The sequence below is a fragment of the Streptomyces phytophilus genome, from assembly GCF_013870535.1.
GTDB classification, from domain to species: Bacteria; Actinomycetota; Actinomycetes; order Streptomycetales; family Streptomycetaceae; genus Streptomyces; species Streptomyces phytophilus.
Genome location: NZ_JACBXC010000005.1, coordinates 1 through 24,582 on the forward strand (window position 1 = coordinate 1; position 24,582 = coordinate 24,582).

General features: G+C 68.4%; 19 protein-coding genes and 1 tRNA gene. 18 read left to right on the forward strand and 2 right to left on the reverse strand.

Translation table 11 applies throughout. From position 1 onward, the window contains the following. Positions 1–1,013 (reverse strand): adenosine deaminase (locus H5J30_RS00865; protein WP_181785201.1); only part of this gene is annotated, 1,013 nt, incomplete at its 3' end. A gap of 127 nt (positions 1,014–1,140) precedes the next feature. Further along, entirely contained in the window at positions 1,141–2,376 is a 1,236-nt protein-coding gene (locus H5J30_RS00870) for a pyridoxal phosphate-dependent aminotransferase (protein ID WP_181785202.1), read from the reverse strand. Positions 2,377–2,565: 189 nt separating this feature from the next. Between H5J30_RS00870 and H5J30_RS00875 the strand changes: the two genes are divergently transcribed. From H5J30_RS00875 to H5J30_RS00960, 18 genes are all read left to right on the forward strand, one after another. Further along, positions 2,566–2,638: transfer RNA gene (locus H5J30_RS00875), tRNA-Trp, on the forward strand. 104 nt (positions 2,639–2,742) lie between these two features. Further along, positions 2,743–3,015 (forward strand): preprotein translocase subunit SecE, encoded by a 273-nt coding sequence (gene secE, locus H5J30_RS00880; protein ID WP_018834880.1) that lies wholly within the window; start codon positions 2,743–2,745, stop codon positions 3,013–3,015. A 105-nt stretch (positions 3,016–3,120) separates the two neighbouring features. After that, complete coding sequence (nusG, locus tag H5J30_RS00885) at positions 3,121–4,119, forward strand: transcription termination/antitermination protein NusG (RefSeq protein ID WP_181785203.1); 999 nt, start codon at positions 3,121–3,123, stop codon at positions 4,117–4,119. A gap of 177 nt (positions 4,120–4,296) precedes the next feature. After that, positions 4,297–4,731, forward strand: coding sequence for a 50S ribosomal protein L11 (rplK, locus tag H5J30_RS00890; protein ID WP_018834878.1), 435 nt, complete (start codon positions 4,297–4,299; stop codon positions 4,729–4,731). A gap of 85 nt (positions 4,732–4,816) precedes the next feature. Beyond that, positions 4,817–5,533, forward strand: a complete 717-nt coding sequence (gene rplA, locus H5J30_RS00895; RefSeq protein ID WP_018834877.1) for a 50S ribosomal protein L1 — start codon at positions 4,817–4,819, stop codon at positions 5,531–5,533. A gap of 167 nt (positions 5,534–5,700) precedes the next feature. Beyond that, positions 5,701–6,597 (forward strand): SCO4651 family lipoprotein, encoded by an 897-nt coding sequence (locus tag H5J30_RS00900; protein WP_181785204.1) that lies wholly within the window; start codon positions 5,701–5,703, stop codon positions 6,595–6,597. 80 nt (positions 6,598–6,677) lie between these two features. After that, positions 6,678–7,571 (forward strand): SCO4651 family lipoprotein, encoded by an 894-nt coding sequence (locus H5J30_RS00905; protein WP_258562993.1) that lies wholly within the window; start codon positions 6,678–6,680, stop codon positions 7,569–7,571. Positions 7,572–7,884: 313 nt separating this feature from the next. Further along, positions 7,885–8,439, forward strand: a complete 555-nt coding sequence (gene rplJ / locus H5J30_RS00910) for a 50S ribosomal protein L10 (RefSeq protein ID WP_181785206.1) — start codon at positions 7,885–7,887, stop codon at positions 8,437–8,439. Between the two features lie 117 nt (positions 8,440–8,556). Continuing rightward, on the forward strand, positions 8,557–8,943 hold the full coding sequence (rplL, locus tag H5J30_RS00915) for a 50S ribosomal protein L7/L12 (protein ID WP_181785207.1): 387 nt from the start codon (positions 8,557–8,559) through the stop codon (positions 8,941–8,943). A gap of 600 nt (positions 8,944–9,543) precedes the next feature. Continuing rightward, positions 9,544–13,029, forward strand: a complete 3,486-nt coding sequence (gene rpoB / locus H5J30_RS00920) for a DNA-directed RNA polymerase subunit beta (protein ID WP_181785208.1) — start codon at positions 9,544–9,546, stop codon at positions 13,027–13,029. A gap of 128 nt (positions 13,030–13,157) precedes the next feature. Beyond that, entirely contained in the window at positions 13,158–17,066 is a 3,909-nt protein-coding gene (locus H5J30_RS00925; RefSeq protein ID WP_181785209.1) for a DNA-directed RNA polymerase subunit beta', read from the forward strand. Between the two features lie 360 nt (positions 17,067–17,426). Continuing rightward, positions 17,427–17,900 carry a DUF1707 and DUF4190 domain-containing protein gene (locus tag H5J30_RS00930; protein ID WP_181785210.1) on the forward strand — a complete coding sequence of 158 codons (474 nt, stop codon included), beginning with the start codon at positions 17,427–17,429 and terminating at the stop codon, positions 17,898–17,900. A gap of 289 nt (positions 17,901–18,189) precedes the next feature. After that, on the forward strand, positions 18,190–18,561 hold the full coding sequence (gene rpsL, locus H5J30_RS00935) for a 30S ribosomal protein S12 (protein WP_003948652.1): 372 nt from the start codon (positions 18,190–18,192) through the stop codon (positions 18,559–18,561). 2 nt (positions 18,562–18,563) lie between these two features. Further along, positions 18,564–19,034, forward strand: a complete 471-nt coding sequence (gene rpsG / locus H5J30_RS00940; RefSeq protein ID WP_018834869.1) for a 30S ribosomal protein S7 — start codon at positions 18,564–18,566, stop codon at positions 19,032–19,034. Between the two features lie 40 nt (positions 19,035–19,074). Continuing rightward, on the forward strand, positions 19,075–21,195 hold the full coding sequence (gene fusA, locus H5J30_RS00945) for an elongation factor G (RefSeq protein ID WP_181785211.1): 2,121 nt from the start codon (positions 19,075–19,077) through the stop codon (positions 21,193–21,195). 199 nt (positions 21,196–21,394) lie between these two features. Then, positions 21,395–22,588 (forward strand): elongation factor Tu, encoded by a 1,194-nt coding sequence (tuf, locus tag H5J30_RS00950; RefSeq protein WP_018834867.1) that lies wholly within the window; start codon positions 21,395–21,397, stop codon positions 22,586–22,588. Positions 22,589–22,852: 264 nt separating this feature from the next. Further along, on the forward strand, positions 22,853–23,506 hold the full coding sequence (locus tag H5J30_RS00955) for a hypothetical protein (RefSeq protein WP_181785212.1): 654 nt from the start codon (positions 22,853–22,855) through the stop codon (positions 23,504–23,506). A gap of 32 nt (positions 23,507–23,538) precedes the next feature. Then, a complete protein-coding gene (locus tag H5J30_RS00960) occupies positions 23,539–24,576 on the forward strand; it encodes a hypothetical protein (protein ID WP_181785213.1) in 1,038 nt (345 codons plus the stop codon). Positions 24,577–24,582: the final 6 nt, after the last annotated feature.

The following is a 24,582-nucleotide window of genomic DNA, read 5'->3' on the forward strand; positions in this document are numbered from 1 at the left end:
ACCTGCGCCAGCAGTCCCCGCCGCACGTCCTCGGGCGCCGCCGAGGCCCGTACCGACTGCCGCGCCAGCTCCGCCAACTCCTCGTCCGTGAACCCGTGGTGCGTCCGCGCGAACTCGTACTGCGCCGCCAGCCGCGACCCGAACAGCAGCGGGTCGTCCGCCCCCAGCGCCATCGGTACCCCCGCGTCCCACAGCGCCCGCAGCGGCACGTCCTCCGGCCGCTCGTACACCCCCAGGGCCACGTTCGACGACGGGCACACCTCGCAGGCCACCCCCGCCGCCGCCAGCCGCGACAGCAGCCGCGGATCCTCGGCGGCGCGGATGCCGTGCCCGATGCGGCGCGCGTCCAGGTCGTCCAGGCAGTCGCGGACGCTCGTGGGCCCGGCCAGCTCGCCGCCGTGCGGGGCGGCCAGCAGGCCGCCCTCCCGGGCGATGGCGAAGGCGCGGTCGAAGTCGCGGGCGAAGCCGCGGCGCTCGTCGTTGGAGAGCCCGAAGCCGACGACGCCGCGGTCGGCGTAGCGCACGGCGAGGCGGGCGAGGGTACGGGCGTCGAGCGGGTGCTTCATGCGGTTCGCGGCGACCAGCACGCGCATCCCGATGCCGGTGTCCCGGGCGGTGGTCCCGACGGCGTCGAGGATGATCTCCAGCGCCGGGATCAGCCCGCCGAGGCGCGGCGCGTACGACGTGGGGTCGACCTGGATCTCCAGCCACCCCGAGCCGTCCGCGAGGTCCTCCTCCGCGGCCTCGCGCACCAGCCGCTGGATGTCCTCGGCCGAGCGCAGGCAGGAGCGGGCGAGGTCGTACAGCCGCTGGAAGCGGAACCAGCCGCGCTCGTCGGTCGCGCGCAGCTTCGGCGGCTCGCCGCTGCTCAGCGCCTCGGGCAGGTGCACGCCGTACTTGGCGGCCAGCTCGATGAGGGTGGCGGAGCGCATGGAGCCGGTGAAGTGCAGATGGAGATGCGCCTTCGGCAGGCGGCGTACGTCTCGTGCGGCGGGGCGGTGGTGGTGCTCCATGGAGAGATCTTGCCGCATCCGCGGGGGTGGGCGACACCGGCTCCTACGAACGAGGGCTTGCCCGGACGGCTGTCCGGACAAGCCCCGCCCGCGAACGTCATCAGTTATTGCGCCCCTACGGCGCCCCCTACGACGCCTCCGCCAGCAGCTTCTGGATCCGCGAGACGCCCTCGACCAGGTCCTCGTCCCCCAGCGCGTACGACAGCCGCAGATACCCCGGCGTCCCGAACGCCTCGCCCGGCACCACGGCCACCTCGGCCTCCTCCAGGATCACCTCGGCCAGCTCCACCGAGTCCGCCGGCCGCCGGCCGCGGATCTCCTTGCCGATCAGCCCCTTCACCGACGGGTACGCGTAGAACGCGCCCTCGGGCTCGGGGCACTCGACGCCCTCGATCTCGTTCAGCATCCGCACGATCGTCCGGCGCCGCCGGTCGAACGCCTCGCGCATCTTCGCCACCGCGTCCAGGTCGCCGGAGACGGCCGCCAGCGCGGCGGCCTGCGCGACGTTGGAGACGTTGGACGTGGCGTGCGACTGGAGGTTCGCCGCGGCCTTGATCACGTCCTTCGGGCCGATGGCCCAGCCGACCCGCCAGCCCGTCATCGCGTACGTCTTGGCCACGCCGTTGACCACGACGCACTTGTCGCGCAGCTCCGGCACGACCACCGGCAGCGAGTGGAACTCGGCGTTCCCGTAGACCAGGTGCTCGTAGATCTCGTCGGTCAGCACCCACAGCCCGTGCTCCGCGGCCCAGCGGCCGATCGCCTCGACCTGCTCGCGGGTGTAGACCGCGCCCGTCGGGTTGGACGGGGAGACGAAGAGCAGCACCTTCGAGCGCGGGGTGCGCGCGGCTTCGAGCTGCTCGACGGAGACCCGGTAGCCCGTGGTCTCGTCGGCGACCACGTCGACGGGCACGCCGCCGGCCAGCCGGATCGACTCGGGGTAGGTGGTCCAGTACGGGGTCGGGACGATGACCTCGTCGCCCGGGTCGAGCAGGGCGGCGAACGACTCGTAGATCGCCTGCTTCCCGCCGTTGGTGACGAGCACCTGGGCCGGCTCCACCTCGTAGCCCGAGTCGCGCGCGGTCTTCGCGGCGATGGCGGCCTTCAGCTCCGGCAGCCCGCCGGCGGGCGTGTAGCGGTGGTACGTCGGGTTGGTGCACGCTGCGATCGCGGCCTCGACGATGTAGTCGGGCGTCGGGAAGTCGGGCTCGCCGGCGCCGAAGCCGATCACCGGCCGGCCGGCCGCCTTGAGGGCCTTGGCCTTGGCATCCACGGCGAGCGTCGCGGACTCGGAGATGGCGCCGACGCGGGCCGACACCCGTCGTTCGGTCGGGGACTGGGACGCGGTGTTTGCAGCGGTCATGGGGCCCATCGTTCCAGACGGGCGGGGGGCGGGGCACGTGGGTTGCACGGCTGTCCGCGGGGCGCGCGGCGTACTCGTTCGACGGCAGCGCGTGAAACCCGTACACTCAACCACCGTGCCAGCCCCGGTGCAGATCTTGCACGCGCTCGTGAAGCCCCTGCAGGAATGCGTTAGGTTGGGATGACACAAAGGGTCGTAGCTCAATTGGTAGAGCACTGGTCTCCAAAACCAGCGGTTGGGGGTTCAAGTCCCTCCGGCCCTGCTACGCGCATCCCCTCAGGGGGTGCGTACGCAGTTCACAGCAGCCCCGCCGTGCGGCTCCACCGGGCGCGGCAGGCCAACGAACCGGGATCCAGGTGAGGACGAGTGACGGAAGCCTCCACCGCGACGCCTGACCGCCCCGAAGGCGACGCGAAACCCGCTCGCCGCGGCGGCAAGCGCGGCCGGAAGGGCCCGTTCGCCCGCCTGGCGCTCTTCTACCGCCAGATCGTCGCGGAGCTACGCAAGGTCGTCTGGCCGACGCGGAACCAGCTCACGACGTACACGACCGTCGTGATCATCTTCGTGGTGGTCATGATCGGCATCGTGACGGTGATCGACTTCGGGTTCACCGAGCTCATGCAGTACGTCTTCGGCTGAGCGAGCTGACTGAGCTGACCGATTCGCGTACGCCGCCCCGTAAGGTACGTAAGGTAGGCGACTGCATGTGCACATCCCCTTTTGAGCCAGGAAGAAGCAGCTACCGTGTCTGACCCGAACCTGAACGAGGCAGTCGCGACCGACGAGGTTGCCGGCGCAGCGCAGGCAGAGCCTGCCGAGCAGGTGGAGGCGGCCGAGACGGCGGCGGCAGAGGCCGGACCCGAGGACGCCCAGGCCGAGGACGCCCAGGCCGAGGACACCGAGACCGAGGCCGGCGAGGCCGAGGGCACCAAGGACGCCGCCGAGAGCGCGGCCACCGAGACGGCTGACGCCGAGACGGCTGACGCCGAGACGGCCGACGCCGAGGCGGCGGACGAGACCGCCGAGGACGAGGCGGCCGACGGCAGGACCGCCGAGGACGAGGCGGAGGCGGACGAGAAGCCCGACGAGGCGGACGGCGCCGCCGAGCCGGCCGAGGAAGCCGTCGACCCCGTCGACGCGCTGCGCCAGGAGCTGCGCGGCCTGCCCGGCGAGTGGTACGTGATCCACACCTACGCGGGCTACGAGAAGCGGGTCAAGGCCAACCTCGAACAGCGCGCCGTCTCCCTGAACGTCGAGGACTTCATCTACCAGGCCGAGGTGCCCGAGGAAGAAGTCGTCCAGATCAAGAACGGCGAGCGCAGGAACGTCCGGCAGAACAAGCTCCCGGGCTACGTCCTGGTGCGGATGGACCTGACGAACGAGTCGTGGGGCGTCGTACGCAACACCCCGGGCGTCACCGGCTTCGTCGGCAACGCCTACGACCCGTACCCGCTGACGCTCGACGAGATCGTCCGCATGCTCGCCCCGGAGGCCGAGGAGAAGGCCGCCCGCGAGGCCGCGGAGGCCGAGGGCAAGCCGGCGCCGTCCCGCAAGGTCGAGGTGCAGGTGCTCGACTTCGCCGTGGGCGACTCGGTCACCGTCACCGACGGCCCGTTCGCGACGCTGCAGGCGACGATCAACGAGATCAACGCCGACTCGAAGAAGGTCAAGGGCCTGGTGGAGATCTTCGGCCGGGAGACCCCGGTCGAGCTGAGCTTCGACCAGATCCAGAAGAACGACTGAGGGCTTCCCGCCCCGCCACGCTTCCGACCAGGTCAGACGGCTTTGCGGCCGCTCTGACCTGCTCGGTTTCAGGACCCGTACCCGAAACGGCTATCGTGGTGCGGTATGCCTCCATCCGGACGGTCTGGCAATCACCGGATCGAGGCGCAAACCTCTCATTCAAGGACCCGGAGAGACATGCCTCCCAAGAAGAAGAAGGTCACGGGGCTGATCAAGCTCCAGATCCAGGCCGGTGCCGCGAACCCGGCCCCGCCGGTCGGCCCCGCGCTGGGCCAGCACGGCGTGAACATCATGGAGTTCTGCAAGGCGTACAACGCCGCGACCGAGTCGCAGCGCGGCTGGGTCATCCCGGTGGAGATCACGGTCTACGAGGACCGCTCGTTCACCTTCATCACCAAGACGCCGCCGGCCGCGAAGATGATCCTCAAGGCCGCGGGCGTCGAGAAGGGCTCCGGCGAGCCGCACAAGACCAAGGTCGCGAAGATCACCCGCGACCAGGTCCGCGAGATCGCCACCACCAAGATGGCCGACCTCAACGCCAACGACCTGGACGCCGCCGAGAAGATCATCGCCGGCACCGCCCGCTCCATGGGCGTCACGGTCGAGGGCTGAGCGGCCCACGCCACCCGCAGCACCCTGTGGCAGGGCCGTGCGCCGGCCCGTACCACGACTCCGTACCGACACATCAGGAGCAGCAGTGAAGCGCAGCAAGGCACTCCGCGCCGGCGACGCCAAGGTCGACCGCACGCGGCAGTACGCACCCCTGGAGGCCGTCCGCCTCGCCAAGGAGACGTCCACGTCGAAGTTCGACGGCACCGTCGAGGTGGCCATGCGCCTGGGCATCGACCCGCGCAAGGCCGACCAGATGGTCCGCGGCACCGTGAACCTCCCGCACGGCACCGGCAAGACCGCCCGGGTCCTGGTCTTCGCGACCGGTGACCGTGCAGCGGCCGCGGAGGCCGCGGGCGCCGACATCGTCGGCGCCGACGAGCTGATCGACGAGGTGCAGAAGGGCCGCCTCGACTTCGACGCGGTCGTCGCCACCCCCGACCTCATGGGCAAGGTCGGCCGCCTCGGCCGGGTCCTCGGCCCGCGCGGTCTGATGCCGAACCCGAAGACCGGCACGGTCACGCCCGACGTGGCGAAGGCCGTCACCGAGATCAAGGGCGGCAAGATCGAGTTCCGCACCGACAAGCACTCCAACCTGCACTTCATCATCGGCAAGACCTCGTTCGACGAGCAGAAGCTGGTGGAGAACTACAGCGCGGCGCTGGAAGAGGTGCTGCGGCTCAAGCCGTCCGCGGCCAAGGGCCGTTACATCAAGAAGGCCACGATCACCACGACGATGGGCCCCGGCATCCCGGTGGACCCCGCGCGGGTGCGCAACCTCCTGACGGAGGACTCCGCGGTCTGACGGGCGCCGCCCGTTCGACAACCACGCATCATCTGTCACGGCCATGCAACGGGTCGGATCCGGAACGCCCATCGGGCACCGGGTCCGGCCCGTTTCTGGTGTTCACTGGCCGTACGGGCAGAACTCCTGCCCGAGAGCACGACCACCACGAGGGGGCGGGGATTTCCATGCACACGACCGTGAAGCGCGCGAGTGTCTCTCTGGGGGCGGCGCTGCTGCTCGCATTCGCGGCGGCCTGCGGGTCCGACTCCGGCGGCGGTGACGGCGGTTCGGGCAACGGGGGCGGCGACGGCGGCGACGGCGGCAGCGGGGCCGTACGGGGCGCGCAGGCCGCGCTCCAGGCGATCAACGAGAAGACCACGGGCGCGGAGTCGTCGAAGTTCGAGAGCACCATGGTCATGGGCGAGGCGATGACCACCGAGAACGAGGGCGAACTCGACTGGGCCGACGGCGCGATCGGCACCGCCACCGTCAAGTACACCGACGGCCAGATGGCTTCGTCGATCCAGATGATGGACGACGACGGCACGCTGGACGCCCGCTACCTGCCGGACGCCTACTACGCGGGCGTCGAGGGCGCGTTCCAGACGCAGTACCCGGACAAGAAGTGGATCCGCTACGACTACGACGACATGGCCGAGGTCATGGGCCCGTCCGGGGACTACATGAAGGACCAGATGCAGAACAGCACCCCGGGCCAGGCAGTGAAGCTGCTGCTGGCCTCCGAGGACGTCGAGGAGGTCGGCCAGGAGGAGGTGCGCGGCGTCCGGACCACGCACTACTCCGGCACCGTGGACGTCTCCGACCTGGCCCGCGCGTCGTCCAAGACGCTGAGCGAGGACCAGCTGTCGGACCTGGAGGACCAGCTCGAAGCGTCCGGCGTCACCACCCAGACCGTCGACATCTGGGTGGACGAGAACGACCTCATGATCAAGCGTGAGGAGTCGGGGAAGATGACGGGCGGCGAGTTCAGCACCACCGTCTACTACTCGGACTACGGCGTCGACGTGAACGTCGAGGAGCCCTCGGCCGCCGAGAGCATCGACTTCACCGAAATCCAGTAGCAGCGGGCGGAGTTGCCCGATCCGCTAGCGTGTTCCCTTCCATTGTCCGGGACACGTGTACCCGGAGGGAAAGGATGACGATGCGTTCGACGTTCATACGGGGCGGAGCCGCGCTCGGCGCGGCCGCCCTCGCCCTGACCGCCTTCACCGCCTGCGGCGACGACGGGGGAGACGGCAAGGCGACCGGCAAGAAGGGCGGGAACGCCGGTCAGCCGGTCGACGTCACGCCCGCAGCCGCCGTCCGCAAGGCCACGGAGAAGGCGGAGGACTTCACCTCCCTTGAGTACCGGATGGCCGGCGAGGTCCCCGGTGAGGGCACGATGGAGGGCACCGGGGCCATCAGCATGGACCCGCCGGCCATGCAGATGAAGATGACGATGGACGGGGCGACCGCCGCCGAGAGCGGCGAGGTGGAGATACGTCTCGTCGACGACGCGATGTTCATGAACGCCGGCCCCGAGGCCGCCGCCGAGATGGACGGCAAGACCTGGCTGAGGATCGGCATGTCCGAGGACGGGGCGGGCGGCGGCGAGAACCCGCTGCTGGAGCTGAAGCAGGCGGACGACAACCCCGCCGAGGAAGCCCAGATGATGAACGCGGCCGAGGACCTGGAGAGGGTCGGCGAGGAGAAGATCGAGGGGGTGCAGACCACCCGCTACACCGGCACGGTCACCCTCGACGACCTCCGCGCGGACCTGAAGGGCAAGGACGCGAAGACGAAGAAGGACCGCCAGAAGCAGATCGACGAGATGGCGGAGCAGGGCTTCGACGAGTTCACCATGGACATGTGGATCGACGGCGAGGACCACACCAAGCAGTTCCGCATGCAGGCCGAGACGAAGGAGGGTCCGCTCGACACCACCATGACCTTCCTGAGCTACAACGAGCCCGTCACGGTGGAGGCCCCGCCGGCGTCCGAGACGGCGGACATGGACGCCATGATGAAGGAAGCGGACGAGGGCGGCGGCGCGTAGCCCCCGCGTCCACGTCGCGTACGGACCGGCCGTCCCGGGGCGATTTGCCCGCGGGGCGGCCGCTGCCGTACGATTCCCGCTTGTAGCCAAAGACCGCTGGCTGCCGCCGTACGCCCGCAGGGGAGTGCGGTGGCCGAAGGTTCCGCGTACGCCGCGGACGGCCCGCGCAGGTGAATGAGGAAGACCCTCCCGATGGGCCCCGTGCCCGTACGGTCGTGTCACGCCCCGTGCGCCTGCGCCGGGGCGTTTGCCGTGTGCGAGGGCCTCGTGCATCCGAAGGGCGGTCCCATCACCCGGAAGGAGGCCGAGGCTCATGGCGACGCCGGACAAGGTCGAGGCCGTCAAGGAGATCGCGGACAAGCTCCGCGGCTCCAACGCGGCCGTCGTGACCGCGTACACCGGACTGAGCGTGGCGCAGCTGAAGGATCTGCGCCGTTCTCTCGGAGAGAACGCGCAGTACCGAGTGGTGAAGAACACGCTGACCAAGATCGCGGCGAAGGAGGCCGGGCTCGACCAGCTCGACGAGCACCTCCAGGGCTCGACCGCTGTCGCCTTCGTGACCGGTGACCCGGTCGAGGCGGCCAAGGGGCTGCGTAACTTCGCCAAGGACAACCCCGCGCTCGTCATCAAGGGCGGTGTCCTCGACGGCAAGGCCCTGAGCGCCGCGGAGATCAACAAGCTTGCGGACCTTGAGTCCCGCGAGGTGCTGCTCGCCAAGCTGGCCGGTGGCATGAAGGCGTCCATGGCGAAGGCCGCGGCGACCTTCCAGGCCCCGCTCACGAAGTTCGTCCGCACCGCGGACGCGCTGCGCGACAAGGTCGAGCAGGGCGGTGCCGGTACGCCGGCTCCCGCCGACGCCGCGGAGTAGCGATCCCGCTCTCTGTGGCTAGGGGGCACCCCCACGCGAAGCCGTGGGGGAGGGCGCCCGCCGCACTGACGCATCAGTACAACCGGCACCAGCCGACTTAGTGGAAGGACCGCCATCATGGCGAAGCTCAGCCAGGACGACCTGCTCGCGCAGTTCGAGGAGATGACCCTTCTTGAGCTGTCGGACTTCGTGAAGAAGTTCGAGGAGAAGTTCGACGTCGAGGCCGCCGCGCCGGCCGCCGTCATCGCCGCTCCGGGTGGCGGCGGCGCCGCGCCCGAGGCCGCCGAGGAGAAGGACGAGTTCGACGTCGTCCTCACCGGCGCCGGCGAGAAGAAGATCCAGGTCATCAAGGTCGTGCGCGAGCTGACCTCGCTCGGCCTGAAGGAGGCCAAGGAGCTGGTCGACGGCACGCCGAAGCCGGTTCTGGAGAAGGTCAACAAGGAGGCCGCGGAGAAGGCCAAGGACTCCCTTGAGAGCGCCGGCGCCTCCGTCGAGGTCAAGTGACCTCGTCCCGGCCGGTCGGGGCCCTGTGAGCCCGGCCCGCCGGGGCTGACGGCCCCGTGCCGCCACCGAGGGCGATCACCCATCCGGGTGGTCGCCCTCGCTGCGTTGCCGGGCCCCTCGGCCGGAGCGCTTGCCCCGCGCGCACCTGCGGGTATGGTGATCTTCACCGGCCGGGATGCCCCGACATGATCCCCCTGGGGCAGGGGGGCCTTGACGAACGGCCAGCGGCGCGCGATTCTCAGGTCGTCACATCGGTCCGTACTCCGAGGCATGGATCGGTGACTGAGTGGGAATGGCTTCAAGCGCGAAGGCATCCGGTATTCGGCATAACTTCAGGGGAGGCCCCACGCGAGGCGGGTGCTCCTCAGGCAGGGAGAGATCGACGATTTGCTGGTCTCCAGCCTCCGCTGGACATCAGTGTGGCGAGTCGCTACACTGACCCTTTGCGCTGCCTGTTAACTGCCCCCTGCCCGTCACCAGGGGTCTGTCCAGAGCTCGTACGATCTTGAGAGACACGCTTTGACCTGGGCGTTCTCCTCCCCGTGTGGGTTTTGGGACCGGTACGCGCGTAGTGAGTCCGAGCCCTCGGAAGGACCCCTCTTGGCCGCCTCGCGCACCGCCTCGACCGCTAGTACGAACAACGGCGCCAGCACCGCCCCGCTGCGCATCTCTTTCGCGAAGATCAAGGAACCCCTTGAGGTTCCGAACCTCCTTGCGCTCCAGACTGAGAGCTTCGACTGGCTCCTCGGCAACGACGCCTGGAAGGCTCGTGTCGAGGAGGCCCTGGATCATGGACAGGACGTCCCCACCAAGTCCGGCCTTGAGGAGATCTTCGAGGAGATCTCCCCGATCGAGGACTTCTCCGGGTCGATGTCGCTGACCTTCCGCGACCACCGCTTCGAGCCCCCGAAGAACTCCATCGACGAGTGCAAGGAGCGCGACTTCACGTACGCCGCGCCGCTCTTCGTCACCGCCGAGTTCACCAACAACGAGACCGGCGAGATCAAGTCCCAGACGGTCTTCATGGGCGACTTCCCGCTCATGACCGACAAGGGCACCTTCGTGATCAACGGCACCGAGCGTGTCGTGGTCTCGCAGCTCGTCCGGTCGCCGGGCGTCTACTTCGACTCCTCGATCGACAAGACCTCCGACAAGGACATCTTCTCCGTCAAGGTCATCCCCTCCCGGGGTGCCTGGCTGGAGATGGAGATCGACAAGCGCGACATGGTCGGTGTGCGCATCGACCGCAAGCGCAAGCAGTCGATCACCGTGCTGCTCAAGGCGCTCGGCTGGACGAACGAGCAGATCCTTGAGGAGTTCGGCGAGTACGAGTCCATGCGCGCCACCCTGGAGAAGGACCACACCCAGGGCCAGGACGACGCGCTGCTCGACATCTACCGCAAGCTGCGTCCGGGCGAGCCGCCGACCAAGGAGGCCGCGCAGACGCTGCTGGAGAACCTGTACTTCAACCCCAAGCGCTACGACCTCGCCAAGGTCGGCCGCTACAAGATCAACAAGAAGCTGGGCGCCGCCGCGCCGCTCAACGCGGGCACGCTGACGGTCGAGGACATCATCGCCTCGATCAAGTACCTCGTGAAGCTGCACGCCGGCGAGGTCGAGACCGTCGGGGACAACGGCCAGTCCGTGGTCGTCGAGACCGACGACATCGACCACTTCGGCAACCGCCGCATCCGCAACGTCGGCGAGCTGATCCAGAACCAGGTGCGTACGGGCCTCGCCCGGATGGAGCGCGTCGTGCGCGAGCGCATGACGACCCAGGACGTCGAGGCGATCACGCCGCAGACCCTGATCAACATCCGGCCGGTCGTCGCCTCCATCAAGGAGTTCTTCGGCACCAGCCAGCTGTCGCAGTTCATGGACCAGACGAACCCGCTGTCCGGTCTGACCCACAAGCGCCGGCTGAACGCGCTCGGCCCCGGCGGCCTGTCCCGTGAGCGGGCCGGCTTCGAGGTCCGCGACGTGCACCCGTCGCACTACGGCCGCATGTGTCCCATCGAGACGCCGGAAGGCCCGAACATCGGCCTGATCGGCTCGCTCGCCTCGTACGGCCGGGTCAACGCCTTCGGCTTCATCGAGACCCCGTACCGCAAGGTCGTCGAGGGCATCGTCACCGACGACGTGGACTACCTGACGGCCGACGAGGAGGACCGCTTCGTCATCGCGCAGGCCAACGCGCCGCTGACGAACGACCTGCACTTCGCCGAGAACCGCGTCCTGGTCCGCCGCCGCGGCGGCGAGGTCGACTACATCCCCGGCGACGACGTCGACTACATGGACGTCTCGCCGCGCCAGATGGTGTCGGTCGCGACCGCGATGATCCCCTTCCTGGAGCACGACGACGCCAACCGCGCGCTCATGGGCTCGAACATGATGCGCCAGGCCGTGCCGCTGATCAGGGCCGAGGCCCCGCTCGTCGGCACCGGCATGGAGTACCGCTGCGCGGTCGACGCCGGCGACGTCATCAAGGCCGAGAAGGACGGCGTGGTCCAGGAGGTCTCCGCGGACTACGTCACCGTCGCCAACGACGACGGCACCTACACCACGTACCGCGTCAACAAGTTCCACCGCTCCAACCAGGGCACCTCCTTCAACCAGAAGGTGCTCGTGGACGAGGGCTCCCGCGTCATCGAGGGCCAGGTGCTCGCCGACGGCCCCTCGACCGACGAGGGCGAGATGGCGCTCGGCAAGAACCTCCTGGTGGCGTTCATGCCGTGGGAGGGCCACAACTACGAGGACGCCATCATCCTCAGCCAGCGCCTCGTGCAGGACGACGTCCTGTCCTCGATCCACATCGAGGAGCACGAGGTCGACGCCCGCGACACCAAGCTGGGCCCCGAGGAGATCACCCGGGACATCCCGAACGTCTCCGAGGAGGTCCTCGCCGACCTCGACGAGCGCGGCATCATCCGCATCGGCGCCGAGGTCGTCGCCGGCGACATCCTGGTCGGCAAGGTCACGCCCAAGGGCGAGACCGAGCTGACCCCGGAGGAGCGGCTGCTGCGCGCGATCTTCGGCGAGAAGGCCCGCGAGGTCCGCGACACGTCCCTGAAGGTCCCGCACGGCGAGACCGGCCGCGTCATCGGCGTCCGCGTCTTCGACCGCGAGGAGGGCGACGAGCTGCCGCCCGGCGTGAACCAGCTCGTCCGCGTCTACGTCGCCCAGAAGCGCAAGATCACCGACGGCGACAAGCTCGCCGGCCGGCACGGCAACAAGGGCGTCATCGCCAAGATCCTGCCGATCGAGGACATGCCGTTCATGGAGGACGGCCACCCGGTCGACATCATCCTCAACCCCCTCGGCGTGCCCTCCCGGATGAACCCGGGCCAGGTGCTGGAGATCCACCTGGGCTGGCTCGCCGCCCAGGGCTGGGACGTCGCCGGCATCAAGGAGGAGTGGGCCGAGCGCCTGCAGGGCATCGGCGCCGACCAGGTCGCCTCCGGTACGAACGTCGCGACGCCGGTCTTCGACGGCGCCCGCGAGGACGAGCTGGCCGGCCTGATCCAGAACACCCTGCCCAACCGCGACGGCGACCGCATGGTGCAGCCGTCCGGCAAGGCGCAGCTGTTCGACGGCCGCTCGGGCGAGCCGTTCCCGGAGCCGATCTCCGTCGGCTACATGTACATCCTCAAGCTGCACCACCTCGTGGACGACAAGCTCCACGCCCGGTCCACCGGCCCGTACTCGATGATCACCCAGCAGCCGCTGGGCGGTAAGGCGCAGTTCGGCGGCCAGCGGTTCGGCGAGATGGAGGTGTGGGCCCTGGAGGCGTACGGCGCCGCCTACGCGCTGCAGGAGCTCCTCACCATCAAGTCGGACGACGTGACCGGCCGCGTGAAGGTCTACGAGGCCATCGTCAAGGGCGAGAACATCCCCGAGCCGGGCATCCCCGAGTCGTTCAAGGTGCTCATCAAGGAGATGCAGTCTCTGTGCCTGAACGTGGAGGTGCTCTCCTCCGACGGCATGTCCATCGAGATGCGCGACACGGACGAGGACGTCTTCCGTGCCGCCGAAGAGCTTGGCATCGACCTGTCCCGGCGCGAGCCGAGCAGCGTCGAAGAGGTCTGACGGGTCCGGTGGCGGCTTCCTTCGAAGCCGCCGCCTCCCCCTCGGCCCTGGCGGGCCTGGGAGGCAACCCCTCCCGCGACCCGCGATCAGACCCTATTGACACACGACCCTGAGAGGGATTGACGAGAGTGCTCGACGTCAACTTCTTCGACGAGCTGCGGATCGGCCTTGCGACCGCGGACGACATCCGGACCTGGTCCCACGGCGAGGTCAAGAAGCCCGAGACCATCAACTACCGCACCCTCAAGCCCGAGAAGGACGGCCTCTTCTGCGAGAAGATCTTCGGCCCCACCCGGGACTGGGAGTGCTACTGCGGCAAGTACAAGCGCGTCCGCTTCAAGGGCATCATCTGTGAGCGCTGCGGCGTCGAGGTGACCCGCGCCAAGGTGCGCCGTGAGCGGATGGGCCACATTGAGCTGGCCGCGCCCGTCACGCACATCTGGTACTTCAAGGGCGTCCCGTCGCGCCTCGGCTACCTGCTCGACCTGGCGCCGAAGGACCTGGAGAAGGTCATCTACTTCGCCGCCTACATGATCACGTGGGTGGACGACGAGCGCCGCCAGCGCGACCTGTCGTCGCTGGAGGCGCAGATCTCCGTCGAGCGCCAGCAGATCGAGCAGCGCCGCGACGGCGACCTGGAGGCCCGGGCCAAGAAGCAGGAGGCCGACCTGGCCGAGCTGGAGGCCGAGGGCGCCAAGGCCGACGTGCGCCGCAAGGTGCGCGAGGGCGGCGAGCGCGAGATGAAGCAGCTCCGCGACCGGGCCCAGCGTGAGCTGGACCGCCTGGACGAGGTGTGGAACCGCTTCAAGAACCTCAAGGTCCAGGACCTGGAGGGCGACGAGCTGCTCTACCGCGAGCTGCGCGACCGCTTCGGCACGTACTTCCAGGGCGGCATGGGCGCCGCGGCGCTGCAGAAGCGCCTGGAGTCCTTCGACCTGGACGAGGAGGCGGAGAAGCTCCGCGAGATCATCCGCACCGGCAAGGGCCAGAAGAAGACCCGCGCCCTGAAGCGGCTGAAGGTCGTCTCCGCGTTCCAGCACACCCGCAACAGCCCCAACGGCATGGTGCTGGACTGCGTGCCGGTGATCCCGCCGGACCTGCGTCCGATGGTGCAGCTCGACGGTGGCCGCTTCGCGACCTCCGACCTCAACGACCTGTACCGCCGCGTCATCAACCGCAACAACCGGCTGAAGCGGCTGCTCGACCTCGGCGCGCCCGAGATCATCGTCAACAACGAGAAGCGCATGCTGCAGGAGGCCGTCGACGCGCTGTTCGACAACGGCCGCCGCGGCCGGCCGGTGACCGGCCCGGGCAACCGCCCGCTGAAGTCGCTGTCCGACATGCTCAAGGGCAAGCAGGGCCGCTTCCGGCAGAACCTGCTCGGCAAGCGCGTCGACTACTCGGCCCGCTCCGTCATCGTCGTCGGCCCGCAGCTCAAGCTGCACCAGTGCGGCCTGCCCAAGGCCATGGCGCTGGAGCTCTTCAAGCCGTTCGTGATGAAGCGCCTGGTGGACCTGAACCACGCGCAGAACATCAAGAGCGCCAAGCGCATGGTCGAGCGCGGCCGCACGGTCGTGTACGACGTGCTGGAAGAGGTCATCGCCGAGCACCCGGTGCTGCTGAACCGCGCGCCGACGCTGCACCGCCTCGGCATCCAGGCGTTCGAGCCGCAGCTCGTCGAGGGCAAGGCCATCCAGATCCACCCGCTCGTCTGCACCGCGTTCAACGCGGACTTCGACGGCGACCAGATGGCCGTGCACCTCCCGCTGTCCGCGGAGGCGCAGGCCGAGGCCCGCATCCTCATGCTGTCCTCGAACAACATCCTCAAGCCGGCCGACGGCCGGCCGGTGACCATGCCCACCCAGGACATGGTGCTCGGGCTGTTCTTCCTCACCACCGACGAGATCGAGGGCGAGAAGAAGGGCGAGGAGCGGTCGTTCGCCTCGGTCGCCGAGGCGATCATGGCCTTCGACGCCGGCGAGCTGTCGCTCCAGGCGAACGTCGACATCCGCTTCCCGGTCGGCTCCGTGCCGCCGCGCGGCTGGACGCCGCCGGTGCCCGAGGGCGAGTCCGCGGCGGACTCGGACTGGCAGCCGGGCGACCCGTTCCGGCTGCGTACGACCCTGGGCCGCGCGCTCTTCAACGAGCTGTTGCCCGAGGACTACCCGTTCATCCACTACACCGTCGGCAAGAAGCAGCTCTCCGAGATCGTCAACGACCTCGCCGAGCGCTACCCGAAGGTGCTCGTCGCGCAGACCCTGGACAACCTGAAGTCCTCGGGCTTCTACTGGGCCACCCACTCCGGCGTCACCATCGCCATCTCGGACGTGGTCGTGCCGGAGGCGAAGAAGGAGATCATCGCCGGGTACGAGGCCCAGGACGAGAAGGTCCAGAAGCAGTACGAGCGCGGCCTGATCACCAAGGACGAGCGCACCCAGGAACTCATCGCGATCTGGACCAAGGCGACCAACGAGGTCGCCGAGGCCATGAACGAGAACTTCCCGAAGACCAACCCGATCTTCATGATGGTCAACTCGGGTGCGCGCGGAAACATGATGCAGATGCGGCAGATCGCGGGTATGCGCGGTCTGGTGTCCAACGCCAAGAACGAGACCATCCCGCGGCCGATCAAGTCCTCGTTCCGCGAGGGCCTGTCCGTGCTGGAGTACTTCATCTCCACGCACGGCGCCCGCAAGGGTCTCGCCGACACCGCGCTGCGCACCGCCGACTCCGGGTACCTGACCCGGCGCCTGGTGGACGTCTCGCAGGACGTGATCATCCGCGAGGAGGACTGCGGCACCGACCGCGGCCTGAAGCTGAAGATCGCGTCGACCGGCTCCGACGGCGTACTCCGCAAGGAAGAGGACGTCGAGACCTCGGTGTACGCGCGCTGCCTCGCCGAGGACATCGTCGTCGACGGCAAGGTGCTGGCCCCGGCCGGCACCGACCTGGGCGACGTGCTCATCGACGAGCTGATCCGCCACGGCGTGGCGACGGTCAAGACCCGCTCGGTGCTCACCTGCGAGTCCGCCGTCGGCACCTGCGCCATGTGCTACGGCCGTTCGCTGGCCACCGGCAAGCTGGTGGACATCGGCGAGGCCGTGGGCATCATCGCCGCCCAGTCCATCGGCGAGCCCGGCACCCAGCTGACGATGCGCACCTTCCACACCGGCGGTGTGGCGGGTGAGGACATCACCCAGGGTCTGCCGCGTGTCGTCGAGCTCTTCGAGGCCCGTACGCCCAAGGGCGTGGCGCCGATCTCGGAGGCCGCGGGCCGGGTGCGGATCGAGGAGACGGAGAAGACCAAGAAGGTCGTCGTCACCCCCGACGACGGTTCCGACGAGGTCGCGTACGGCGTGTCCAAGCGCGCCCGTCTCACCGCAGGCGAGGGCGACCACGTCCAGGTCGGCCAGAAGCTGACCGTGGGCACGGAGAACCCGCACGACGTGCTGCGCATCCTCGGCCAGCGGGCCGTGCAGGTCCACCTGGTCGGCGAGGTGCAGAAGGTCTACAACAGCCAGGGCGTGTCCATCCACGACAAGCACATCGAGATCATCATCCGGCAGATGCTGCGCCGGGTGACGATCATCGAGTCCGGCGACGCGGAGCTGCTGCCGGGCGAGCTGGTCGAGCGCTCGAAGTTCGAGCAGGAGAACCGGCGCGTGGTCGCCGAGGGCGGCCAGCCGGCCTCCGGCCGGCCGCAGCTCATGGGCATCACGAAGGCGTCGCTGGCCACCGAGTCGTGGCTGTCGGCGGCGTCGTTCCAGGAGACGACCCGGGTGCTGACCGACGCGGCGATCAACGCCAAGTCGGACTCCCTGATCGGCCTCAAGGAGAACGTGATCATCGGCAAGCTGATCCCGGCCGGTACGGGCCTGTCCCGCTACCGCAACATCCGGGTGGAGCCCACCGAGGAGGCCAAGGCCGCGATGTACTCGACCGTCGGCTACGACGACATCGACTACTCGCCCTTCGGCACCGGCTCCGGCCAGGCGGTCCCGCTGGAGGACTACGACTACGGTCCGTACAACCAGTAGGGCGGCCTGCGTCACCGCACGCCCCGCAGGGCGGCTCTCCCCCGGGAGAGCCGCCCTGCGGCGTTCCAGGGGCCTCTCCGGGGCCGTGGGGGCCCCTGGCGGGTCCCGGCGGCTCCCGGGCGGTCCCCGCCGCCCCGGGGTCGGTGAACGCCCTGTGCGGGGCTACCATGAAACAGCGCGCGAACCGGACAACGTGATGTACAGGGGGCGCACGGCGACGCGAACTTCCCGCCGCCGCACCGGAACTCCCTCGGCGCCCCGAGCGTCCAGCAGAATAGAAAGCACGCGGCACGCGGATGCCGCGGGTGGGGAGGTTCCTGAGTGTCCATGCAGCCGTGGGACCAAAGCCGGCCTCCGTCCATGCGTGCCTCGCACGCCGACCGGGAGCGGACGGTCGATGTGATCAAGGCCGGGTTCGCCGAGGGCAGGCTCACCCAGCCGGAGTACGAGCAGCGCATGTCGACGGCGTACGAGGCGCAGACCTACGGCGAGCTGCACCTGCTCATCTCCGACCTGCCACAGGGCCCCGTCGGCATTCCGACGATGCCGGCCGTGGTGCCGCGCACCTTCCAGCCCGTACCCGTCCTGCCGCCCCCAGCGGGCACGAACAGCACGGCGATCGGCGCGCTGGTGTGCGGGGCGCTGGTGCCGGTGGTCGGCGTGACGTTCATCCCGGCGATCATCCTGGGGCACAAGGCGCGCGCCGAGATCCGCAGGACCGGCGAGCAGGGCGACGGCATGGCGCTTGCGGGCCTGGTCATCGGCTATCTGGCGCTGAGCTTCGTGGCGTTCATCGCCCTCATCGTGGCCGCCGTGGCCAGCAGCGGCGCATAACTGTACCCGGGTCCGTCGTCCCTTATGTCTTTTTGTTTTGACCGGAGCGGGTGGCTGTAGGTACCCTCTGACCTTGTGCCTGGGGTGTCCCCGGGTCTTCGCGTGCGCGGGGGCGCTCCCGCGAAGGCGCCGAGGCTGTGACACCGAAGAGCTGCACTTCCCCGTGAGACTGGCGGGGACGTACGGGGCTTGCGACACACCCGACCGCGTGGGTCGGGGGCCGGCCGGTCTTCACGGACAAACCCCAGGTTAGAAGTATCGAGATCGGCACACAGAAACCGGAGAAACCGTGCCTACGATCCAGCAGCTGGTCCGCAAGGGCCGGCAGGACAAGGTCGAGAAGAACAAGACGCCCGCGCTTGAGGGTTCGCCCCAGCGCCGCGGCGTTTGCACGCGTGTGTTCACCACCACCCCGAAGAAGCCGAACTCGGCCCTGCGTAAGGTCGCGCGTGTGCGTCTGACCAGCGGGATCGAGGTCACCGCTTACATCCCGGGTGAGGGGCACAACCTGCAGGAGCACTCGATCGTGCTCGTGCGCGGTGGCCGTGTGAAGGACCTGCCGGGCGTTCGCTACAAGATCATCCGTGGTTCGCTCGACACCCAGGGTGTCAAGAACCGCAAGCAGGCCCGCAGCCGCTACGGCGCCAAGAAGGAGAAGTAAGCATGCCTCGTAAGGGCCCCGCCCCGAAGCGACCGGTGCACATCGACCCGGTCTACAACTCTCCTCTGGTGACCTCCCTGATCAACAAGGTGCTGCTGCACGGCAAGCGCTCCACCGCCGAGCGCATCGTGTACGGCGCCATGGAGGGCCTGCGCGAGAAGACCGGCAACGACCCGGTCATCACGCTGAAGCGCGCCCTGGAGAACGTCAAGCCGGCCATCGAGGTCAAGTCCCGCCGCGTCGGTGGCGCGACGTACCAGGTCCCGGTCGAGGTCAAGCCCGGCCGGTCCGCCACGCTCGCGCTGCGCTGGCTCGTGGGTTACTCCCGCGCCCGCCGCGAGAAGACGATGACCGAGCGGCTCATGAACGAGCTGCTGGACGCCAGCAACGGCCTGGGCGCCTCCGTCAAGCGCCGCGAGGACACCCACAAGATGGCCGACGCCAACAAGGCCTTCGCGCACTACCGCTGGTAGTCGAGAACCCCGTAGTTACGAGAGAGAAGACTGAGCCAACATGGCCACCACTTCACTTGACCTGGCCAAGGTCCGCAACATTGGGATCATGGCCCACATCGACGCGGGCAAGACGACCACCACCGAGCGGATCCTGTACTACACCGGTGTCTCGTACAAGATCGGTGAGGTCCACGACGGCGCAGCCACGATGGACTGGATGGCGCAGGAGCAGGAGCGCGGCATCACGATCACGTCTGCCGCGACGACCTGCCACTGGCCGCTCGATGAGGTCGACCACACCATCAACATCATCGACACCCCGGGCCACGTCGACTTCACCGTCGAGGTGGAGCGCTCGCTGCGCGTGCTCGACGGTGCGGTGACGGTGTTCGACGGTGTGGCCGGGGTCGAGCCGCAGTCCGAGACCGTGTGGCGCCAGGCCGACCGCTACGGCGTCCCGCGCATCTGCTTCGTCAACAAGCTGGACCGCACGGGCGCCGAGTTCCACCGCTGCGTCGACATGATCACCGACCGGCTGGGCGCGACCCCGCTGGTCATGCAGCTCCCGATCGGCACCGAGGCCGACTTCAAGGGCGTCGTGGACCTGGTCCGCATGAAGGCGTTCGTCTGGTCGCCCGAGGCCAAGCTCGGCGAGGCGTACGACGTCGTCGACATCCCCGAGACGCACCTTGAGGCGGCCGACGAGTGGCGGGGCACGCTGCTCGAAGCCGTCGCCGAGAACGACGAGGAGATGATGGAGCTGTACCTGGAGGGCGAGGAGCCCACCGAGGAGCAGCTCCACGCGGCCGTGCGCCGTATCACCATCAACTCCGGCAAGGGCGAGGGCACCACCGTCACCCCGGTGTTCTGCGGCACCGCGTTCAAGAACAAGGGCGTGCAGCCCCTGCTGGACGCGATCGTGCGGTACCTGCCGTCGCCGCTGGACGTCGAGGCCATCGAGGGGCACGCCGTCGGCAACCCCGACGAGGTCATCGTCCGCCGTCCTTCGGAGGAGGAGCCGCTCTCCGCGCTCGCCTTCAAGATCGCCAGCGACCCGCACCTGGGCAAGCTGACGTTCATCCGGGTCTACTCGGGCCGGCTGAACTCCGGCTCGCAGGTGCAGAACTCGGTCAAGGGCCGCAAGGAGCGCATCGGCAAGATCTACCGGATGCACGCCAACAAGCGTGAGGAGATCGAATCGGTGGGTGCCGGCGACATCGTCGCCGTCATGGGTCTGAAGCAGACCACCACCGGCGAGACCCTCAGCGACCCGGCGAAGCCGGTGATCCTGGAGTCCATGGACTTCCCGGCCCCGGTGATCGAGGTCGCCATCGAGCCGAAGTCCAAGGGCGACCAGGAGAAGCTGGGCGTCGCGATCCAGCGCCTCGCCGAGGAGGACCCGTCTTTCCGGGTCAAGACCGACGAGGAGACCGGCCAGACCATCATCTCGGGCATGGGCGAACTGCACCTGGACGTGCTGGTCGACCGTATGAAGCGCGAGTTCAAGGTCGAGGCGAACGTCGGTAAGCCGCAGGTGGCGTACCGCGAGACGGTTCGCCGGCCGGTGGCGAAGCACGAGTACACGCACAAGAAGCAGACCGGCGGCTCCGGCCAGTTCGCGCGCGTCATCATCGCGCTCGAACCGCTGGAGGGCGACGGCTACGAGTTCGTCAACGAGGTCACCGGCGGCCGCATCCCCAAGGAGTACATCCCCTCGGTGGACGCGGGCAGCCAGGAGGCCATGGAATTCGGCATCCTCGCCGGATACCCGCTGACGGGCGTGCGTGTGCGCCTGCTGGACGGTGCCTACCACGAGGTGGACTCGTCCGAGATGGCCTTCAAGATCGCCGGCTCGATGGCCTTCAAGGAGGCCGCCCGCAAGGCCGCTCCGGTCCTGCTGGAGCCGATGATGAAGGTCGAGGTCACGACGCCCGAGGACTACATGGGCGACGTGATCGGCGACATCAACTCGCGCCGTGGACAGATCCAGTCCATGGAGGACCGGAGCGGTGCCAAGCTGGTCACCGGTCTGGTCCCGCTGTCGGAGATGTTCGGCTACGTCGGCGACCTGCGCAGCAAGACGTCCGGCCGGGCGAGCTACTCCATGCAGTTCGACTCCTACGCCGAGGTTCCCAAGAACGTCGCCGAGGAGATCATCGCGAAGGCCAAGGGCGAGTGAAGCCGTAGGCTGTAGCAAACGGCATACAGGGTATACCGCCGCAGATCCCTCAGGGAGCTGTGGCGGGCACCCCGGCTGCCGACCACAGGCGGACAGGTCAAGGGCATCCCCCTAGGGGTCCTGACCGGTTCGGAACGACCACCTGAACCCCTCCGTAGAAGGCGGGGGGCGTACAGCACCAGTCCACAGGAGGACCCCAGTGGCGAAGGCGAAGTTCGAGCGGACTAAGCCGCACGTCAACATCGGCACCATCGGTCATATCGACCACGGCAAGACCACTCTTACCGCGGCGATCACCAAGGTGCTGCACGACGCTTATCCGGACCTGAACGAGGCTTCGGCCTTCGACCAGATCGACAAGGCTCCGGAAGAGAAGCAGCGCGGTATTACGATCTCCATCGCGCACGTCGAATACCAGACCGAGTCGCGGCACTATGCGCACGTCGACTGCCCTGGTCACGCGGACTACATCAAGAACATGATCACCGGTGCCGCCCAGATGGACGGCGCGATCCTCGTGGTCGCCGCCACCGACGGTCCGATGCCGCAGACCAAGGAGCACGTGCTGCTCGCCCGCCAGGTCGGCGTGCCGTACATCGTCGTCGCGCTGAACAAGGCCGACATGGTGGACGACGAAGAGATCATGGAGCTCGTCGAGCTTGAGGTCCGTGAGCTTCTCTCCGAGTACGAGTTCCCGGGCGACGATGTCCCGGTCGTCAAGGTCTCCGCGCTGAAGGCGCTGGAGGGCGACGCCGAGTGGGGCAAGACCGTCCTCGACCTGATGAAGGCCGTCGACGAGTCCATCCCGGAGCCGGTCCGCGAGATCGACAAGCCGTTCCTGATGCCGATCGAGGACGTTTTCACGATCACCGGTCGTGGCACCGTCGTCACCGGCCGCATCGAGCGCGGCATCCTCAAGGTGAACGAGGAAGTCGCGATCATCGGCATCAAGGAAGAGACGACCAAGACCACGGTCACGGGCATCGAGATGTTCCGCAAGCTGCTGGACGAGGGCCAGGCCGGTGAGAACGTCGGCCTCCTCCTCCGCGGCATCAAGCGCGAGGACGTCGAGCGCGGCCAGGTCATCATCAAGCCGGGCACCGTCACCCCGCACACCGAGTTCGAGGCGACGGCGTACATCCTGTCGAAGGACGAGGGCGGTAGGCACACCCCGTTCTTCAACAACTACCGCCCGCAGTTCTACTTCCGCACCACCGACGTGACCGGCGTCGTGCACCTCCCCGAGGGCACGGAGATGGTCATGCCGGGCGACAACACCGACATGAAGGTGGAGCTGATCCAGCCCATCGCCATGGAGGAGGGCCTGAAGTTCGCCATCCGCGAGGGTGGCCGGACGGTGGGCGCCGGCCAGGTCACGAAGATCCTCAAGTGACCTGACGGTACGACGTCCCGGGGCCCCGGCCCGCCGATTCCTTCGGCGGACCGGGGCCTTCGGCGTGCGCGGGGCGGATATGCCTGTTCAGGCAACCCGCCTCTTTCGTCGTGGGGATGGAATTCCAGTTGCCTGGTGGGAGCGGAAGTGGAATGCATTTTCGCAGGGTGTTGTCCACAGGCCCGAAAGTGGGGGTAGTGAACGCTGCTGCGGCTCCTATAGCGTCGGCTTCTGACGTATCGTCACCGTGACTGGGAGTTGATCGTGTCCCCCCGCGCCCTTTCCGCCGCCGCGCTTGCGGCTGCCGCCGCCCTGAGCCTGCTACTGACCGCCTGCGGCAGCGACGAGGACGGCGACACCCCGCCGGACGACAAGATCCAGGGCGCCGACAAGGCGGAGAAGTCGCCGTCGCCGAGCCCTTCGGAGGAGGAGGCGGGCAGACCGGAGATCAAGCTGCCGAAGGACGTCACGTACGAGTTCGAGTGGTCGAAGACCGGCGATCCGGACAAGGACGCCGTGCTGCGGGACACCGAGGAGCGCATCAAGTCGCTGGACATGGCCATCGCCGAACAAGACCCGGCCCATGCGGCCTACCGCTTCTACTACTACGGGGAGGCAGCAGCCGGGGCTGAGGAGACGATCCAGCGCTTCGTTGATCACAAGGCCCGTACGACGGGCACCGTCCGCTACTACGCGGAGCAGCTCTCGCTGGAGGAAGACGGCACTGCGAACCTGATCTACTGCGAGGACCAGTCGAAGGCGTTCAACAAGTTCCTGGACACGGGGAAGGTCGACGAAACGCCTGTGACAGCGGACAGCTACGTCGTCTACAACACCAAACTCCGAAAGGGCGAGGGCGGCGTCTGGATTACGGAGCAGCTCATCTCCGAAAGGGGGGCGGCGCAGTGTCAGCCGTGAAGGTAACCCGGCGACTCTTATGTGCTGCCACGATGGCACTGGGCCTGGTGTTTGCCAGCGTGGCCCCGGCCCACGCCAACAAGGATTTCGATGGGCGAAACGAGGGGGATGGCAAAGAGTTTACCGATGGGGACGCGGCTGGGCAGATGTTGGATGCCGGCGCGGGCGGGATCGTGGTCGACGACTCGGCCAACGGGTCCGGAGGCGGTGGCTCGGGTGGTTCCGGTGGGGCGTTGGATCCGGTGGGGGACTGGTCGCCGCCGCCGTGCTGGTACGTGCCGATGTACACGCCGAAGCAGTTGAAGAAGGAGCGGGAGCACACCTGGTCGTTGGGCTCCACCGGCAGTGAGTTCGACAACATGCAGCGGGACAAGTACGTAGCCGGCGGGGACACGCCGGGAACGTACAAGAACTTCAACATGGCCAAGACCGGCGAGGGCTACTGGTGGGACGGCTACGTGCCGGAAGGAGGTGGGGGCGTCCCGGGGGCGCTGGAGTGCGATGACGGGCCGTTCTGGGTGGACGAGGGTGACCCGCCGCCGGCCCAGTACGCGAACGCGGTGACGCCGGAGATCCTCGCCGGGATCGCGTACGACCGTATCCGCGTGCCGGACATCGAGATCAGCCTCAAGCCCGACGCGCAGAGGGCGCAGAAGGTGAACCTCCCGACCTGGGCCTGGCTGGACGCCGCCACCTTCGAGCCGGTTTCCGTCACCGCCGAGGTGCCGGTGCTGGGCCTGTGGGCCAGGACGACCGCCACCCCGGTCTCGCTCACCCTCGACCCCGGCACCGACGATGTCGAGCTGCACCCTTCCTCGGGCACCTGCCCCATCGACGACGACGGCTCCATCGGCACCCCGTACACCTCCGGATCGGAGGAGGAGACGCCGCCGTGCGGGCTGACCTACCTGCGTGCCACGCCGGACGGTGAGACCTACCCGTTCCGCGCGACGATCAACTGGTCCATCGAATGGGAAGGCTCGGGCGGCACCGGCGGCGATCTGCCCGACGGCTCCTTCGGCGCGACCACCGAACTGGAGGTCGACGAGATCCAGTCCGTCGTCCGATGACACGGG

Bases quoted from the DNA above. Each gene is read 5' to 3' on its own strand.
- H5J30_RS00870 (WP_181785202.1), bottom strand. From the start codon at position 2,376: ATGACCGCTGCAAACACCGCGTCCCAGTCCCCGACCGAACGACGGGTG.
- rplK (WP_018834878.1), top strand. From the start codon at position 4,297: ATGCCTCCCAAGAAGAAGAAGGTCACGGGGCTGATCAAGCTCCAGATC.
- H5J30_RS00900 (WP_181785204.1), top strand. From the start codon at position 5,701: ATGCACACGACCGTGAAGCGCGCGAGTGTCTCTCTGGGGGCGGCGCTG.
- H5J30_RS00905 (WP_258562993.1), top strand. From the start codon at position 6,678: ATGCGTTCGACGTTCATACGGGGCGGAGCCGCGCTCGGCGCGGCCGCC.
- rplJ (WP_181785206.1), top strand. From the start codon at position 7,885: ATGGCGACGCCGGACAAGGTCGAGGCCGTCAAGGAGATCGCGGACAAG.
- rplL (WP_181785207.1), top strand. From the start codon at position 8,557: ATGGCGAAGCTCAGCCAGGACGACCTGCTCGCGCAGTTCGAGGAGATG.
- H5J30_RS00930 (WP_181785210.1), top strand. From the start codon at position 17,427: ATGCGTGCCTCGCACGCCGACCGGGAGCGGACGGTCGATGTGATCAAG.
- rpsG (WP_018834869.1), top strand. From the start codon at position 18,564: ATGCCTCGTAAGGGCCCCGCCCCGAAGCGACCGGTGCACATCGACCCG.
- fusA (WP_181785211.1), top strand. From the start codon at position 19,075: ATGGCCACCACTTCACTTGACCTGGCCAAGGTCCGCAACATTGGGATC.
- H5J30_RS00960 (WP_181785213.1), top strand. From the start codon at position 23,539: ATGGCACTGGGCCTGGTGTTTGCCAGCGTGGCCCCGGCCCACGCCAAC.